This is a genomic window from Flavobacterium sp. (assembly GCF_039932285.1).
GTDB lineage: Bacteria > Bacteroidota > Bacteroidia > Flavobacteriales > Flavobacteriaceae > Flavobacterium.
Genome location: NZ_JBDTQE010000017.1, coordinates 1 through 14,884, shown reverse-complemented (window position 1 = coordinate 14,884; position 14,884 = coordinate 1). Strand labels below are relative to the sequence as shown.

14 protein-coding genes are annotated in these 14,884 nt (G+C 30.7%); 7 read left to right on the top strand and 7 right to left on the bottom strand.

Going from position 1 to position 14,884, the window contains the following annotated elements:
* The first annotated feature begins 43 nt into the window (after positions 1-43).
* The 4 genes from ABI549_RS05170 (at position 44) to ABI549_RS05155 (ending at position 5,150) form a co-directional block, all read left to right on the top strand.
* Positions 44-1,147: a glycosyltransferase family 4 protein gene (locus tag ABI549_RS05170; protein ID WP_348075389.1), complete on the top strand. Its 1,104-nt coding sequence runs from the start codon at positions 44-46 to the stop codon at positions 1,145-1,147.
* Positions 1,148-2,284: a glycosyltransferase gene (locus ABI549_RS05165; RefSeq protein ID WP_348075388.1), complete on the top strand. Its 1,137-nt coding sequence runs from the start codon at positions 1,148-1,150 to the stop codon at positions 2,282-2,284.
* Between the two features lie 63 nt (positions 2,285-2,347).
* Complete coding sequence (locus tag ABI549_RS05160; protein WP_348075387.1) at positions 2,348-3,715, top strand: O-antigen ligase family protein; 1,368 nt, start codon at positions 2,348-2,350, stop codon at positions 3,713-3,715.
* A gap of 40 nt (positions 3,716-3,755) precedes the next feature.
* Positions 3,756-5,150, top strand: coding sequence for a sugar transferase (locus ABI549_RS05155; RefSeq protein WP_348075386.1), 1,395 nt, complete (start codon positions 3,756-3,758; stop codon positions 5,148-5,150).
* On the opposite strand, the gene ABI549_RS05150 is transcribed toward ABI549_RS05155, so the two are convergent.
* Together ABI549_RS05150 and ABI549_RS05145 are read right to left on the bottom strand one after the other, a co-directional pair.
* Entirely contained in the window at positions 5,151-6,257 is a 1,107-nt protein-coding gene (locus ABI549_RS05150) for a DUF4105 domain-containing protein (protein ID WP_348075385.1), read from the bottom strand.
* A 9-nt stretch (positions 6,258-6,266) separates the two neighbouring features.
* Positions 6,267-7,259: a PorV/PorQ family protein gene (locus ABI549_RS05145; protein ID WP_348075412.1), complete on the bottom strand. Its 993-nt coding sequence runs from the start codon at positions 7,257-7,259 to the stop codon at positions 6,267-6,269.
* Between the two features lie 192 nt (positions 7,260-7,451).
* Here ABI549_RS05145 and ABI549_RS05140 point away from each other — a divergent pair, with 192 nt between their 5' ends.
* Both ABI549_RS05140 and ABI549_RS05135 read left to right on the top strand, forming a co-directional pair.
* Positions 7,452-8,189, top strand: a complete 738-nt coding sequence (locus tag ABI549_RS05140) for a CDP-alcohol phosphatidyltransferase family protein (RefSeq protein WP_348075384.1) — start codon at positions 7,452-7,454, stop codon at positions 8,187-8,189.
* A gap of 7 nt (positions 8,190-8,196) precedes the next feature.
* Positions 8,197-9,012, top strand: coding sequence for a glycoside hydrolase family 25 protein (locus ABI549_RS05135; protein WP_348075383.1), 816 nt, complete (start codon positions 8,197-8,199; stop codon positions 9,010-9,012).
* A gap of 1 nt (position 9,013) precedes the next feature.
* On the opposite strand, the gene ABI549_RS05130 is transcribed toward ABI549_RS05135, so the two are convergent.
* From ABI549_RS05130 to ABI549_RS05110, 5 genes are all read right to left on the bottom strand, one after another.
* The gene (locus ABI549_RS05130; protein ID WP_348075382.1) at positions 9,014-9,655 is read right to left on the bottom strand and encodes a hypothetical protein; all 642 of its coding nucleotides are present in this window, start codon (positions 9,653-9,655) and stop codon (positions 9,014-9,016) included.
* Complete coding sequence (lptB, locus tag ABI549_RS05125) at positions 9,655-10,395, bottom strand: LPS export ABC transporter ATP-binding protein (protein WP_348075381.1); 741 nt, start codon at positions 10,393-10,395, stop codon at positions 9,655-9,657. Before lptB ends, ABI549_RS05130 begins: the two co-directional genes overlap by 1 nt.
* Positions 10,396-10,485: 90 nt before the next feature.
* A complete protein-coding gene (locus tag ABI549_RS05120; protein WP_348075380.1) occupies positions 10,486-10,833 on the bottom strand; it encodes a carboxymuconolactone decarboxylase family protein in 348 nt (115 codons plus the stop codon).
* On the bottom strand, positions 10,814-11,638 hold the full coding sequence (gene tatC, locus ABI549_RS05115; RefSeq protein WP_348075379.1) for a twin-arginine translocase subunit TatC: 825 nt from the start codon (positions 11,636-11,638) through the stop codon (positions 10,814-10,816). Before tatC ends, ABI549_RS05120 begins: the two co-directional genes overlap by 20 nt.
* Positions 11,638-12,603 (bottom strand): KpsF/GutQ family sugar-phosphate isomerase, encoded by a 966-nt coding sequence (locus ABI549_RS05110; protein WP_348075378.1) that lies wholly within the window; start codon positions 12,601-12,603, stop codon positions 11,638-11,640. Before ABI549_RS05110 ends, tatC begins: the two co-directional genes overlap by 1 nt.
* Positions 12,604-12,690: 87 nt before the next feature.
* Between ABI549_RS05110 and recQ the strand changes: the two genes are divergently transcribed.
* Positions 12,691-14,884 (top strand): DNA helicase RecQ (gene recQ / locus ABI549_RS05105; RefSeq protein ID WP_348075377.1); only part of this gene is annotated, 2,194 nt, incomplete at its 3' end.

The following is a 14,884-nucleotide window of genomic DNA, read 5'->3' as shown; positions in this document are numbered from 1 at the left end:
TTTTTACATTTGTTCAGGTGTCATTAATGCAACTGTAATACAATTGAAAAACATTCTAATCCTTTCTTCCGAGTTTCCACCCTTACCAGGTGGAATAGGTAATCATGCTTTGCACCTAGCTTTGTCTTTACAAAATGAAGGAAAGGAGGTTACGGTAATTACCGATCAGCGTTCGAAAGAAATTAGTGATGATGAGGTTTTCGATAATCAATTACCATTTGAAGTACAAAGAATAAAAAGATACTCGGTTGTATTATTTACCTATTGGAGCAGAATTGTTCAAACTATAGAAACAGTAAATACTAACAAGAAAATCACGGTAATTAGTTCCGGAAAATTTTCCTTGTGGTTAGGAGCTTTTGTTAAACTTTTATTTTCTAGAAGTAAATGTGTAGCGGTACTACATGGTTCCGAGATTTATGCTGGTGGCACACTAAGCAAGCGTATTACAAAATGGAGTCTATCTCAGTTCGACTCTTTAGTAGCTGTTTCTGAGTTCACCAAAAATTTAGCATTAGAAACCAATCGAAATTTAAAAATTACAGTAATAAATAACGGTTTTGCTTTTCCTGAAATGGAAACTAATAATCCCCATTTTGTACTAAAAGGAAATCCCAGTATCGTAACTGTAGGAAACGTTTCGTATCGAAAAGGACAACAAAATGTAATTAATGCGCTACCGATATTAAAAGAAAAATATCCTGAAATACACTATCATATTATTGGTATTCCTACTGAGAAAGATACGTTTGAGGCTTTGGCGAAATCACTTCATATTCTTGAAAATGTTACCTTTCATGGTGCCATGTCAAATCATGATTTGAAGCAAGTAGTTTCTTCATCGAAAGTTTTTTTTATGTTAAGTGATCATTTAAAAAATGGAGATGTAGAAGGTTTTGGTATTGCTGTTTTAGAAGCCAATTTCTTAGGTTTGCCAGCCATTGGTTCAAAAAATAGTGGCATTTCTGATGCCATAAAAGAGGGACATTCAGGAAAATTAGTCAATCCACATGATGCGATAGAAATTGCATTGGCTTTTGATGAAATTATGACTCATTATAATCATTATTCTACTGAGTCCAAGCAATGGTCGAAGCATTTTGATTGGGATATTATTATTAAAAAGTATTTGGAAATTATTGGTTAAATGAAAAAGAAAAAATTAGTAATTATTTCGCATACTGAACATTATACGAATGAAAATGGAATTATAATGGGTTGGGGATCGACTATAAATGAAGTCAATTTCCTTGCCGATTATTGGGAGGAAGTGTATCATGTTGCCTGTTTGTATGATACTAAAATGCCTTTAAGTTCATTACCTTATTCCAAAAATAACATCACATTTGTTCCTATTCCGCCTTTTGGAGGAAAAAAAATGATAGATAAATTTTTAATTTTCACAAAAATACCAAGAATTATTAGTCAAGTTATCCGAACGATAGATGGAGCTTCGGAAGTTCAATTGCGATTGCCAACAAGTATGGGATTATTTCTGTTACCTTTATTTTCCTTTTTTATAAATAGAAAATTTACGCTTTGGATAAAATATGCAGGGAATTGGGAGCAAGAAAAAGCACCGCTGTCTTATAGGATTCAAAGAACTTGGCTTAAAAAAAATTGGGCAAATTGTAAAGTTACCATCAATGGCTTTTGGGAAAACCAACCCAAACATTGTTTGTCATTTGAAAATCCTTGTTTGACAATTAATGATTTAGAACAAGGCAAAATAATAAGTAAAGACAAAAAATTTGATTCACCATTCATTTTTACTTTTGTTGGAAGATTAGAATCGGCCAAAGGTGTCGATAGAATTATTGAAGCCTTGCAAAGTATTCCATTAGACAAAATAGTGAAAGTAAATTTTATTGGGGATGGCGAAAAAACAGCTTTTTACAAAGAAAAAACGAATTTTTTAAAAGAGAAAATACAATACCATGGGTTTTTAGATAAAGAAAAAGTACATAGAGTCTTGTCAAAATCACATTTTTTATTGCTTCCTTCAGATTCTGAAGGATTTCCAAAAGTGATTGCCGAAGCTGCTTGTTTTGGAGTTGTACCAATTGTATCTAATGTAGGAGCTATTCCACATTACATTAATGAGACTAATGGTTTTGTATGGGATTTGAATTCGAAAGAAAATTATACTAATATTCTAAATAAAGCTATTTATACTAATAGTTCAGAACTAAAAGAACAATCAAATAAGACACAAGAAGTCGCTCAGAAATTTACATTTATAAACTATCTAGAAAAGTTAAATCGTTTGGTTTTTATTTCTTAGTATTTTGTATGTATTTTTGAACTGTTAAAAGAAAAAATCTAAGAATTACCACAAACCCAAATAATGTTTAAAAAGAACAATTTATATATAAGTCTTGTTTTCCTTCATGTTATTCTTGGAGTGTTGATGTTTATACAATCTAAGTTAGCAATACCTTACGGATTAGCGATTTTGTCAATCAGTTTTTTGTTGATATTAAAAACTGAAAACAATCATAATCAAGTGTTGTATGTTGCTGCCTATACCATTGGTAGTGAAGTAATATTAAGAATGACAGGTGGTTATATTTTATATGAAATAGGAAAATATTCAGTTATTGCTTATATGATTATGGGGATTTATTTTTCTGGATTCTCGAGAAATTCATTCCCTTATTGGGTTTTTCTACTTATACTAATTCCGGGAATAATACTCGGTTCGTCAACACTTAATTTAGATACAAGCGTAAGAAAAGCCATTGCATTTAATATTTCAGGGCCAATATGTTTGGGAATCTCAGCCCTGTATTGTTATCAGCGAAATGTAACTTTAAAGGAGCTAGATAATATTTTATTATGTATATTATTACCTATAATCAGCACGATTACTTTTCTGTTTTTATATGCACCAAGTGTAAAAGAAGTAGTTACTGGAACCGATTCTAATTTTTCTACTTCTGGAGGTTATGGTCCGAATCAAGTTTCTACAATTATAGGATTAGGAGTTTTTATCCTTTTCACAAGAGTTATATTTTATTCACAAGAAAAGTGGGTAAAGATAATTAATGTATTCATGTTGTTAATTTTTACTTTTAGAGGATTAATGACTTTCTCAAGAGGGGGTATGATTTGTGCTTTAGTCATGGTGATTTTTTTGATTATAATACTTTTTAATGTTGTAAAAACAAAATCTAAATATAAAATAATTAAAATGATAGGTTTTTCTATAATTACGATGTCTATAATTTGGGGATATAGTACTTTAGAAACAGGAGGGCTTATAAACAAGCGTTATGCAAATGAAGATGCAGCTGGTAGGGTAAAGGCTAGTAGACTTTCAGGTCGAGAAGTAATTATAGAAAATGAGTTTAATATGTTTCTAGAAAACCCAATCATGGGTATTGGTGTAGGTAAAGGAAAGGAAAATCGGCAAGAAGAATCAAAAGAAATTGTTGGGGCAACACACAATGAAATATCAAGAATGCTTGCAGAACATGGTTCGTTTGGTGTTTTAGCATTACTCATCTTAGGTTTGACACCTATAGCGTTATATATAAATAATAGACAACATATATATTTATTAGCACTTTTCACGTTTTGGTTATTAACGATAAATCATGCGGCAATGCGACTTGCTGCTCCAGCATTTGTATATGCACTTTCATTACTGCATATTTATAGTATAGAAAATCAAAAAATTATAATTGAAGAAGATAAATCAAATGAAGAATAGAAATATTTTTAGATATTTGTAAATAATATACCTACTTATTATGATCTCCCAATTTAAAATACACTTCGAAATGTCTGAGAGAAAAATTCTACTTAGAGTTTTTGATGTAGTTTTTGTTTTAGGAATCTTATATTTATTAGGGATAATTTTTAATTTTTATTATTTTCAAATTTCAGAAACTAATTTTTATTGGACACTAATCTTAGCTGTTTATATTCTGTTTTTCGGATCTGTTTTTGAAATGTATAATTTGCAGGTGGCAAGTGATCAATTTCAAATTACAAAAAGTATAGTTCTGGTAAGTTCAATTACTGTTTTGTTTTATTTGTTTACACCATACATTACACCAGCACTTCCAGAAAATAGATTCCAAATATTACTTTTTTATGTTTCAATATTATTATCATTATTCTTTTGGAGAATGATTTATGTTAAATTTTTTGCATCTACAAGATTTGGTAAAAAAGTAATTATAATTTGTGATAAAGAAGAATTAGAAGAGTTAATAAGAGGATTGCAAAGTGTAGATCCTCATTATAAAATAGAAGGATATATAAATTCGGATACTCAAAATTTAGATAAGTTTGAATATAATTTTGTAAGGCATATTGAATTAAAAAATATTGAAAAATTCATTATAGAAAAAAGTATATCAGAAATTGTTATTGCTTCACAAAAAGCAGAAGGTATTACGGTTCAGTTGTTTAATAAACTAATTAAACTTCTAGAGAATGGTCTTGTAATCCGAGAATACACACAGGTTTATGAGAGTATTACGCAACGAATACCAGTTCAGTATGTTGCCCGAGATTTTTATAAATATTTTCCATTTTCTAGGAGTAACCATAATCAATTATATCTTATATTAATTCGATTTTTTGAAATTATTTTTTCAATATTGGGGCTTTTTTTCGGCTTACTTGTTTTTCCTATTGTTATATTGGGAAATGCAATAGGTAATAAAGGTGCTGTATTTTATACTCAAGAAAGAGTAGGTAAAAACGGAAAAATATTCAAAATTTATAAACTTCGATCTATGATTATAAATGCTGAAACAACTGGAGCTGTTTTTGCAACAGCAAATGATATTAGAATAACTCCTTTTGGTAAATTTTTAAGAAAATCTAGACTAGATGAGGTACCACAGTTTATAAATGTTCTAAAAGGAGAGATGTCTGTTATAGGGCCAAGACCTGAAAGACCCATTTTTGTAAAAGAAATTGCCCAAATTATGCCGTTTTACGAAACCCGCCATGTTATAAAACCAGGTCTTACTGGTTGGGCACAAGTAAATTATTCTTACGGAGAAACTATTGAAGATAGTTTAATAAAATTGCAGTATGATTTGTATTATATTAAGCACAGAAGTGTTTTTCTTGATTTAAATATTATTGTAAAAACAATAAGTACAGTGCTTTTTTATAAAGGGCAATAATTAATTTTGCTTTTTTAAAACGAATCGAAAAAGTATAATAGACGTTGCAACCACAATAGGTAAAACAATTATAAAATGAATTTTCCCTATCATACACAAACAATAAATCCCTATAAATAATAAACTTATTAAACTCAATTTTTTAATCCATTTTGTATTGTTTTTTATAATAAAAAACACAAGAAGTAAGAATAAAGGATTAAATAACAAGATGTTATAATTCCAGAATAATTCTTTATGAAAAGAGTATATACTCATAAAAGAAAACAATAAGCCTATTAATCCTAGAAAACTAAAATAAATAATATAAGTTGCTTTTTTGTTTAAAATTACAAATAATAATAAAATAGCTATTAGAGAATAAATGCTATCCAAGTAAGAAACGGGAGTAGCTCTATTGGCTTCAAAAACAATATTTGTTTCAGAAACTAAAGGTTTGTTTTTGTACGAAATAGTTTGTAAATTATCATATAAATCTAAAGGAAGGAAAATAGTAGTGGCTTGATTGTCTACTTTTTGTCCAAAAATTATATTAATGCCCAATTGCTCATAAAAATGATTACTGGCATAAGGAAACAAAACTTCTCTGTAAGTTGAAGTATTAGTATTTTTCTTAATAATTGGTTTATTTTCCAGTACTTCATTTACAATATCAATGACTTTTGTAGTGCAATTCCGGTCAATAAATTTATAAGTGTAAAAGGTGTTTTCTGGTAAAAGTGAAGTATTTAATTTGTCAAATAAATTTTGTTTTTCTAGTATAGATAAGTTTAAAACTTGCTCATAAATAGAACGATTATCTTCCCTGTAACTATACTCAAAATCTACATAAGGATAAGCTGCAGCATAGTATTGTAAATCACCTTTTGCGAATTTTGCTACAAAATTCTCAGTACTAAAATCGAACATTCCGTAGTTATAAACTAAGTCCATGTTTGTTTTGTAATCTTGAATTCTCAATGCAGTATGTCCGTATAAAGAATGTACTTCATCACCAAGGCCTATAGTAATAATACTAATTTTTGTACTTTCTGAAATAGGTGATTGTTGAGCGTAACTTATCAAAAATTGTATAAAAAATAATAGAGAAAGTATTTTTTTTGTCATTGGAACGTTTTATCTAAATATACTTAAATCAACTCTTAACGAAAATACATTCGAATATAAAGCGGCACTTTGATTCCCTAAATCGGTTAATGCATAATCGATAGCAATTCCTTTATACTGAAATCCTACACCAAGATTAGGCTGAAATCCTACTTTATTGCTTCCGTCTATTTGTTGTATCTTCTGAAAATTTCCAAAACCAGCTCTAAGAAAAGCCAAATTGTTATAACCATATTCAAATCCCAAAGCAGGATCGATACTCGCAAAACTAGTCGAAATTATATCATTTGTTTGTTGAAATTGCATATTCAAATTTGCCGAAGCTAATAAACTTGTTTCATTGTGAAACTCATATTTTCTAGCAACTCCAAACTGTACTTTAGGTAAAGTAATCTCACTACTTTCTGGTAAATCTTGATTTTGTAACGGATTTAGAGTTTGCGCGTCTTTTATTTTTTGAAACTCTTTTTCATTAATATTCCAAATATTATAAGTAGTCGTAACATCACGAATCATTAATCCTAATTGCCAATCGTTTTTCTCGAATTGTAAACCTACATCAAACCCAAATCCCCATGAACTAGCAAAATTTCCAATAATTCTGCGAATTACCTTTGCATTTACACCATATTGAAATCCTTGTACTGGTAATTTTCGGGCGTAAGAAAATGTAAAACCATAATCTGCAGTCGAAAACAAGCTGATTCTATTATAATCTATATTTCCGCTAGCATCTATAAGTTCAGTTGTATTTAAAATATCATCAACTCCAAAACGTATGATTGATGCGCCCCAAGCACTGCGGTCATCTATTTTTTTAGCGTAAGCGGCATAATCATATTGTGCAATATTGGCAAAATAATTGGCATGCATGAGTGATGCTTCACTGTCTTCTATTTTTAGCAAACCTGTAGGATTCCAGTAACCAGAATTTACATCTTTAGTATGCGCTACCATAGCATTTGCCATACCAAAAGCACGCGCATCGACACCAATATTCATAAATTCGTTCGAATATTTGCGAATCGTTTGCGCTTCTGTAAAGCCAAATGTGATTAAAAATATAAAAAGTATAAGTTTTTTCAAGGAAAATTAATTTGTACAAAGATTAAATAAAAATCTGATATAATAAACGCATCGATGTATAAACTTATTGTGCTAAATTTGCGGAATCGATAATTAAATTAATTTAAAATGAATATCAAAAAACATATTCCCAATATTATTACTTTATTAAACCTTTTTTGCGGTTGTATCGCTTTGGTTTTTGCTTTTCAACAAGAATTTTTATTGGCATTTTATTTTGTTTGTTTGGGCATTTTCTTCGATTTTTTTGATGGTTTTTTTGCACGATTGTTTAAGGTTTCCAGTCCATTGGGATTGCAATTGGATTCGTTAGCAGATATGATAACAAGTGGTATTGTGCCTGGTGTTATTATGTTTCAAATGTTGTTAAAATCGTTTGGAGAAGAAAGAATAATTAGTGTTTCATCTTGGGATAGTTGGGCAATGATTTTGCCTTTTTTAGGATTTATAATCACTCTTGGCGCTTGTTATCGCTTGGCAAATTTTAATATAGATACGCGTCAAACAGATTCGTTTATAGGATTGCCAACTCCCGCAAATGCTTTGTTTATATTGAGTTTGCCTTTAATTTTATTGAATTCAAACATAGAGTTTATTACCAATGCGCTTCAAAATCATGCGGTTCTTATCACAATTTCTATCGTTAGTGCTTATATAATGAATGCCGAAATCCCTTTGTTTTCATTGAAAGTAAAAGATTTTACGTTCAAGAAAAATGCATTACAAATTTTGTTTTTGGCATCTTCGGTATTGTTTTTACTTATATTTAGATATTTAGGGATTCCTATGATTATTATTTTTTATGTTTTGCTTTCGGTTGTAAATAACATGATTAATAAAAAATAATAGATTAATGGCTGTACGAAAATCAGTTAAGTCTAAAAAACAAAAATCATTCATTAGAAGCAATGCCTTTTACGGATACATTTTTACTGCATTCGTGTTACTAATTTTATATAGCCAGCGGAATGTTTTGGCCTATTATTTAGGTTTTAAAACCGATAAAATTATTGTAGAAACCAGAATTGCTCCACTCGATAAAGTTTTAGATGCCCATATCGAAAAATCCTTTGGAATTGATATTTCCGAATACCAAGACAAAATAGATTGGGATAGTCCTAAAGAAATAGAAGGCGGTTATCCTATCGAATTTGTTTTTGTTCGAGCTACTGTTGGCAACGATAGATTAGATTATAAGTTTAAAAAATATTGGAAAAAAGCCAAAGAAAGTAAGCTTATTTGTGGCGCTTATCATTATTATCGTCCTAATGAAAATTCGATTGCACAAGCTAATAATTTTATTAAAAATGTAAGATTACATAAAGGCGATTTTCCGCCTGTGTTGGATATTGAAAAATTGCCCAAAGAACAATCTATCGAAAGGCTAAAAGTTGGTTTGCAGCGTTGGCTCGACGTGGTTGAAAAACATTATGGCGTAAAACCAATTATTTATAGCAGTGAGAGTTATTACAACGATTTTCTAAAAGAAGATTTTTCAGATTATCCTTTCTGGATTGCAAATTATACTGCTTTTTATACTGAAATTGATTCCGATTGGTCTATTTGGCAAGTAACCGAAAACGGAAAAGTAAACGGAATAAAAGGTCGTGTAGATGTAAATATTTATAACGGAACTTCGATAGATTTGAAAGAGTTATTGATAAAATAAATCAATAGGTTTCGATTTCTTTGTTTTTTAGAATAGTTCTAATCACAGTATATAGAATTGCGGTATTCCAATCATCTTTATAATTATAACATTGATTTATATTTGAAGGGTTTTCTTGAGAATATATTGCAAAATAGGTTCTGTAGTCTTTTGTTCGTACATCTTTCCAAAAAATAATATTTTGTTTCTTTTTTAAGATAGAATTTGTTTCAATTATTATATTTTCATCTGAGAAATGAACATTGCCAATTGAAAATTGTACTTTATTTTGAAACTTTTCAATAAAGTCTGTTGCTATTTTATCGAAATGAAAATTCCATAAAGAGTTTAAAATATCTGAATAATTTTTGAAATGTAAGTTTTTATTAATTCCATAAAAACTTTTAAAATTAATTTTAATAATTTTATTTTCTTGATTCCTAATAAAAATTTGATAATCACGACCAATGATAAACTTAGCACCACGAATCCATTTTACACCATATCTATAATCTGTAATTTCAGAGTTGTGAAATTTTGTAAAATAATCAGTTACTAAATCCTTATCTTCAAATTGAATATAACCTGAATTAATAATAAGTTCTCTTTTACAATTGTCTAAAAAACTTCTTTTAATTGTTGTTTTAAATTCTAAATTATTCATTAAAACTCCAATTTCTTTCTTCTTAATTCAAAGTTCTGACCTAAATAAACTCTTCGAACCATTTCGTCCTCTACTAATTCTTCTGGAACTCCGGCTTTTAGGATTCCTCCTTCGAACATAAGGTACGTTTTATCAGTAATGGCTAGTGTTTCTTGTACGTTATGGTCGGTAATTAAAATTCCGATATTCTTGTTTTTAAGTTGGGCTACAATTCTCTGAATATCTTCTACAGCAACGGGATCTACTCCTGCGAAAGGTTCATCTAACAAAATAAATTTAGGATCAGTCGCTAAACAACGTGCAATTTCGGTACGACGACGCTCTCCACCAGATAATAAATCACCACGATTGGTGCGAATGTGTTGCAAGCTAAATTCATCTATTAAAGATTCCATTTTAGCTTCTTGCGCTGCTTTAGATAATTTTGTGAGTTGCAAAACACTCAAAATATTATCTTCTATACTCAGTTTTCTAAAAACAGAAGCTTCTTGTGCCAAATATCCAATACCATTTTGTGCTCGTTTGTACATCGGAAAATCGGTAATATTCATATCATCTAGATAAATATTCCCAGAATTTGGTTTTACTAAACCTACAATCATATAAAAAGAAGTAGTTTTTCCAGCTCCATTCGGACCTAATAAACCTACAATTTCTCCTTGATTTACTTCGACTGAAATACCTTTTACAACACTTCTTCCTTTATAGGTTTTTACTAAGTTTTCTGCTCTTAATATCATTTTGTTTCGTTTAATCGTTTAATCGGTAAAATGTCTAATCGTACAAATAAACGATTAAACGAATCAACAAATAAACCTATTAACAATTATTTAGACGTTTTCTTCTAATGCTTCCCAAAATTCGTAAGCACGGCGTAAATGAGGAATTACTATGGTTCCGCCAACTAAAGTGGCAACACTCATGGTTTCCATCATTTCTTCTTTAGTAACACCTAGTTTGTAGGCTGTTTCTAAATGGTATTTTATGCAATCATCGCAACGCAATACTGCTGAAGCTACCAATCCTAAAAGCTCTTTAGTACGAACGTCGAGTGCGCCTTCAGCGTAAGTATTGGTGTCAAGGTTAAAAATCCTTTTGATGACTTTATTATTGTCGGCTAATAATTTTTCGTTCATTTTAGAACGGTAATCATTAAATTCAGTTACTAAGTTGCTCATTTTTTTGCTTTCTTTTATAAACTATTGATGATATGATGACACTTATTTCAAAAATTATTAACATCGGTATGGCTACAATTGTTTGGCTCACTACATCTGGTGGCGTAACAATAGCGGCTACGATAAGCACAATTATGATGGCATATTTTCGGTATGTTCTTAAAAAAGTAGGAGAAACTAACCCTAATTTTGTTAAGAAATAAATAATTATTGGTAGTTCAAAAAATAATCCACTAGCTAAAACAGAAGTTTTTACCATTCCTATATAAGAATCTAGAGTAAATTGATTTTTTACAATAGTACTCACGCTAAATGTGGCTACGAAATTGACTGACATTGGAATAACTACAAAATATCCAAAAAGAACCCCTAAGAAAAATAATAAGGAAGATACAAATATAAATAATTTCGCATTTTTTCTTTCTTTTTCATACAATGCAGGACTAATAAACTTCCATATTTGCCATAATATATAAGGAAAGCTTAAAATAAAACCAGCCAAAAGACACATCCAAACAAACATATTTACCTGACCTTCCATTTCTGTGTTTTGAATAATAAATGGTAATTCGGTAATACAAATGCTATCCGCAAAACCTACATAATGAGATAGATCACAAAAAAATCGATAGGTAAAAAAAGTGGCTCTCGTTGGTCCGAAGATGATGGTATCAAACAAGTAATCACTTATAAAATAAGTAAGAAAAGCCATAATTATTACAGCAATTGTACTTCGCACTAATAACCATCTTAATTCTTCAAGATGGTCAAGAAATGACATTTCGCTTAAATTTTTCTTTGCCATTATACTATTCCTTCTTTTAAAATATCGTGTAAATGCAAAATGCCTGCATATTTACCTTCGTTTTCTACAACCAATTGTGTGATGGCAAAATCTTCTAAAATATTAAAAGCATCAACAACCATAGCTGAGTATTGTATTGTTTTCGGATTTTTAGTCATAATATCTTTAGCTGTAAGATGCGAAAACGTATCGTTATTGTTTAGCATTCGTCGAATATCTCCGTCGGTAATAATTCCGATTACTTTTTCATCTTCTACAATCGCAGTTACTCCCAAACGTTTTTCTGAAATTTCAAAAATCACATTTTTAATAGACGAATCGGGAGAAACCATTGGTTTGTGACTCATATCGAGCATATCACTTACACGTAGTAATAATTTTTTACCCAAAGCACCACCTGGATGGTATTTTGCAAAATCCTCACTTTTGAAATTGCGCATTTCCATTAAACAAACACCAATGGCGTCTCCCATAACCAATTGTGCAGTAGTACTATTAGTAGGTGCAAGGTTTATAGGACAAGATTCGGCATCGACAGTAGTATTTAAAACACAATCGGATTCTTTAGCCAAAAAGGAAGTCATGTTTCCAGTAATTGCAATTAAGGTATTGCCAAAACGTTTTAAAATTGGAACTAAAACTTTTATTTCAGGACTATTTCCACTTTTTGAAATGCAAATAATCACATCGTTTGGCTGAACCATACCCAAATCTCCATGAATGGCTTCGGCAGCATGTAAAAACATACTTGGTGTTCCAGTCGAATTGTAAGTGGCCACCATTTTTTGAGCAATAATGGCACTTTTCCCTATTCCTGTAACAATCAATCTGCCTTTAGATTGATAAATTATTTCGACAGTTTTTATGAAATCATCAGTAAGATAATCAACTAGTTTAGCAATTGATTGGCTTTCGGACAACATCGTTTTTTTGGCAGAAGCCAATATGTTTTCTTTAGATATCAAAACAGAAAATTTTTAAATTTGTGTATGTAAAAGAAATTTGTATCTTTATGTTCCCGCAAATTTATATAAAAATACTATTACTAAAGGATGAATTCACACGAAATTGATATTCACAAGGAATTAAAAAAATATTTTGGTTTTAACCAATTTAAGGGTTTACAAGAACAAGTCATAAAAAGCATCGTAGGCAAGCGCAATTCGTTTGTAATTATGCCTACTGGTGGCGGTAAATCTTTATGTTATCAATTACCTGCATTGATGCAAGAAGGAACTGCAATAGTAGTTTCGCCACTTATTGCATTGATGAAAAATCAAGTCGATGCGATACGAAGTTTATCTTCGGAAGCAGGAATCGCACACGTGTTAAATTCTTCTTTAACAAAAACTGAAATTACTCAAGTTAAAAAAGATATTTCATCTGGTTTAACCAAATTATTATATGTTGCTCCAGAATCTTTAACAAAAGATGAATATGTCGCTTTTCTTCAAAAAGAAAAAATTTCATTTGTAGCTATTGATGAAGCACATTGTATTTCAGAATGGGGACATGATTTTAGACCAGAATACAGAAATTTAAAAAATATTATAAAACTACTTGGCGATGTCCCAATTATTGGGCTAACAGCGACTGCTACGCCAAAAGTGCAAGAAGATATTCTAAAAAATCTCGATATGTCTGATGCAAATACTTTTAAAGCATCATTCAATCGACCAAATTTATACTACGAAGTACGTACTAAAACTAAAAATGTAGAATCAGATATTATTCGTTTTATCAAACAACATAAAGGAAAATCTGGAATTATATATTGTTTGAGTCGGAAGAAAGTAGAGGCAATTGCTCAGGTTTTACAAGTAAACGGAATTTCAGCAGTGCCCTATCATGCAGGATTAGATGCAAAAACACGAGCCAAACATCAAGATATGTTCTTAATGGAAGATGTTGATGTAGTTGTGGCGACTATTGCTTTTGGTATGGGAATAGACAAGCCCGATGTTCGTTTTGTAATACACCATGATATTCCAAAATCATTAGAGAGTTATTATCAAGAAACAGGTCGCGCTGGTCGTGACGGTGGAGAAGGTCATTGTTTGGCTTATTATTCTTATAAAGATGTAGAAAAGTTAGAGAAATTTATGTCTGGAAAACCAGTTGCTGAACAAGAAGTTGGTTTTGCATTGCTTCAAGAAGTGGTGGCTTATGCCGAAACATCTATGTCAAGGCGTAAATTCTTATTGCATTATTTTGGAGAAGAATTTGATAATGAAACTGGTGATGGCGGTGATATGGATGACAATATGCGCAATCCAAAAGTACAGGTTGAAGCCAAAGACCAAGTTGTAAAACTGATAGAAGTAATTCGAGATACCAAGCACATATACAAATCGAAAGAAATTGTATATACGCTTATGGGAAAAATAAATGCGATGATTAAGGCGCATAAAACTGATGCTCAAAAACTTTTTGGCTGCGGAAAAGCATTCGATGAACGTTATTGGATGGCGGTACTAAGACTAGCTTTAGTAGATGGGCTTTTATCAAAAGATATAGAAACCTACGGTATTATTAAAGTTACAGATAAAGGATTGGATTTTATAAAAAATCCACAATCATTTATGATGTCCGAAGACCACGAATATAGCGAAACCGAAGACGAAGCAATTGTTTCAGCATCAAAAGTGTCAGGAACTGCCGATGAAGCTTTGATGTCTATGTTGCGTGATTTGCGTAAAAAAGTAGCTAAAAAATTAGGAGTTCCTCCGTTTGTAGTGTTCCAAGATCCATCGCTCGAGGATATGGCGCTTAAATATCCTATTACTTTAGACGAATTAAGCAATGTTCACGGAGTAGGAGAAGGGAAAGCTAAGAAATACGGAAAAGACTTTATAGAACTCATTTCTCGTTATGTAGAAGATAACGAAGTGATGCGTCCAGACGATTTGGTTGTCAAATCTACTGGAGCAAATTCAGTAAATAAACTGTACATTATCCAGAATATTGACAGAAAATTATCGCTTAAAGATATTGCCAAAGCAAAAGGTTTGGATATGAATACTTTGCTCAAAGAAATGGAGCAAATTGTAAATTCTGGAACCAAACTAAACATAAAATATTGGATTGATGAAATGCTAGACGACGACCAGCAAGAAGAAATTCATGATTATTTTATGGAATCCGAATCTGATGATATAGAAGATGCACTCAAAGAATTTGACGGAGATTATGATATTAATGAATTGCGATTAATGCGAATAAAGTTTATTAGCGAAGTTGCAAATT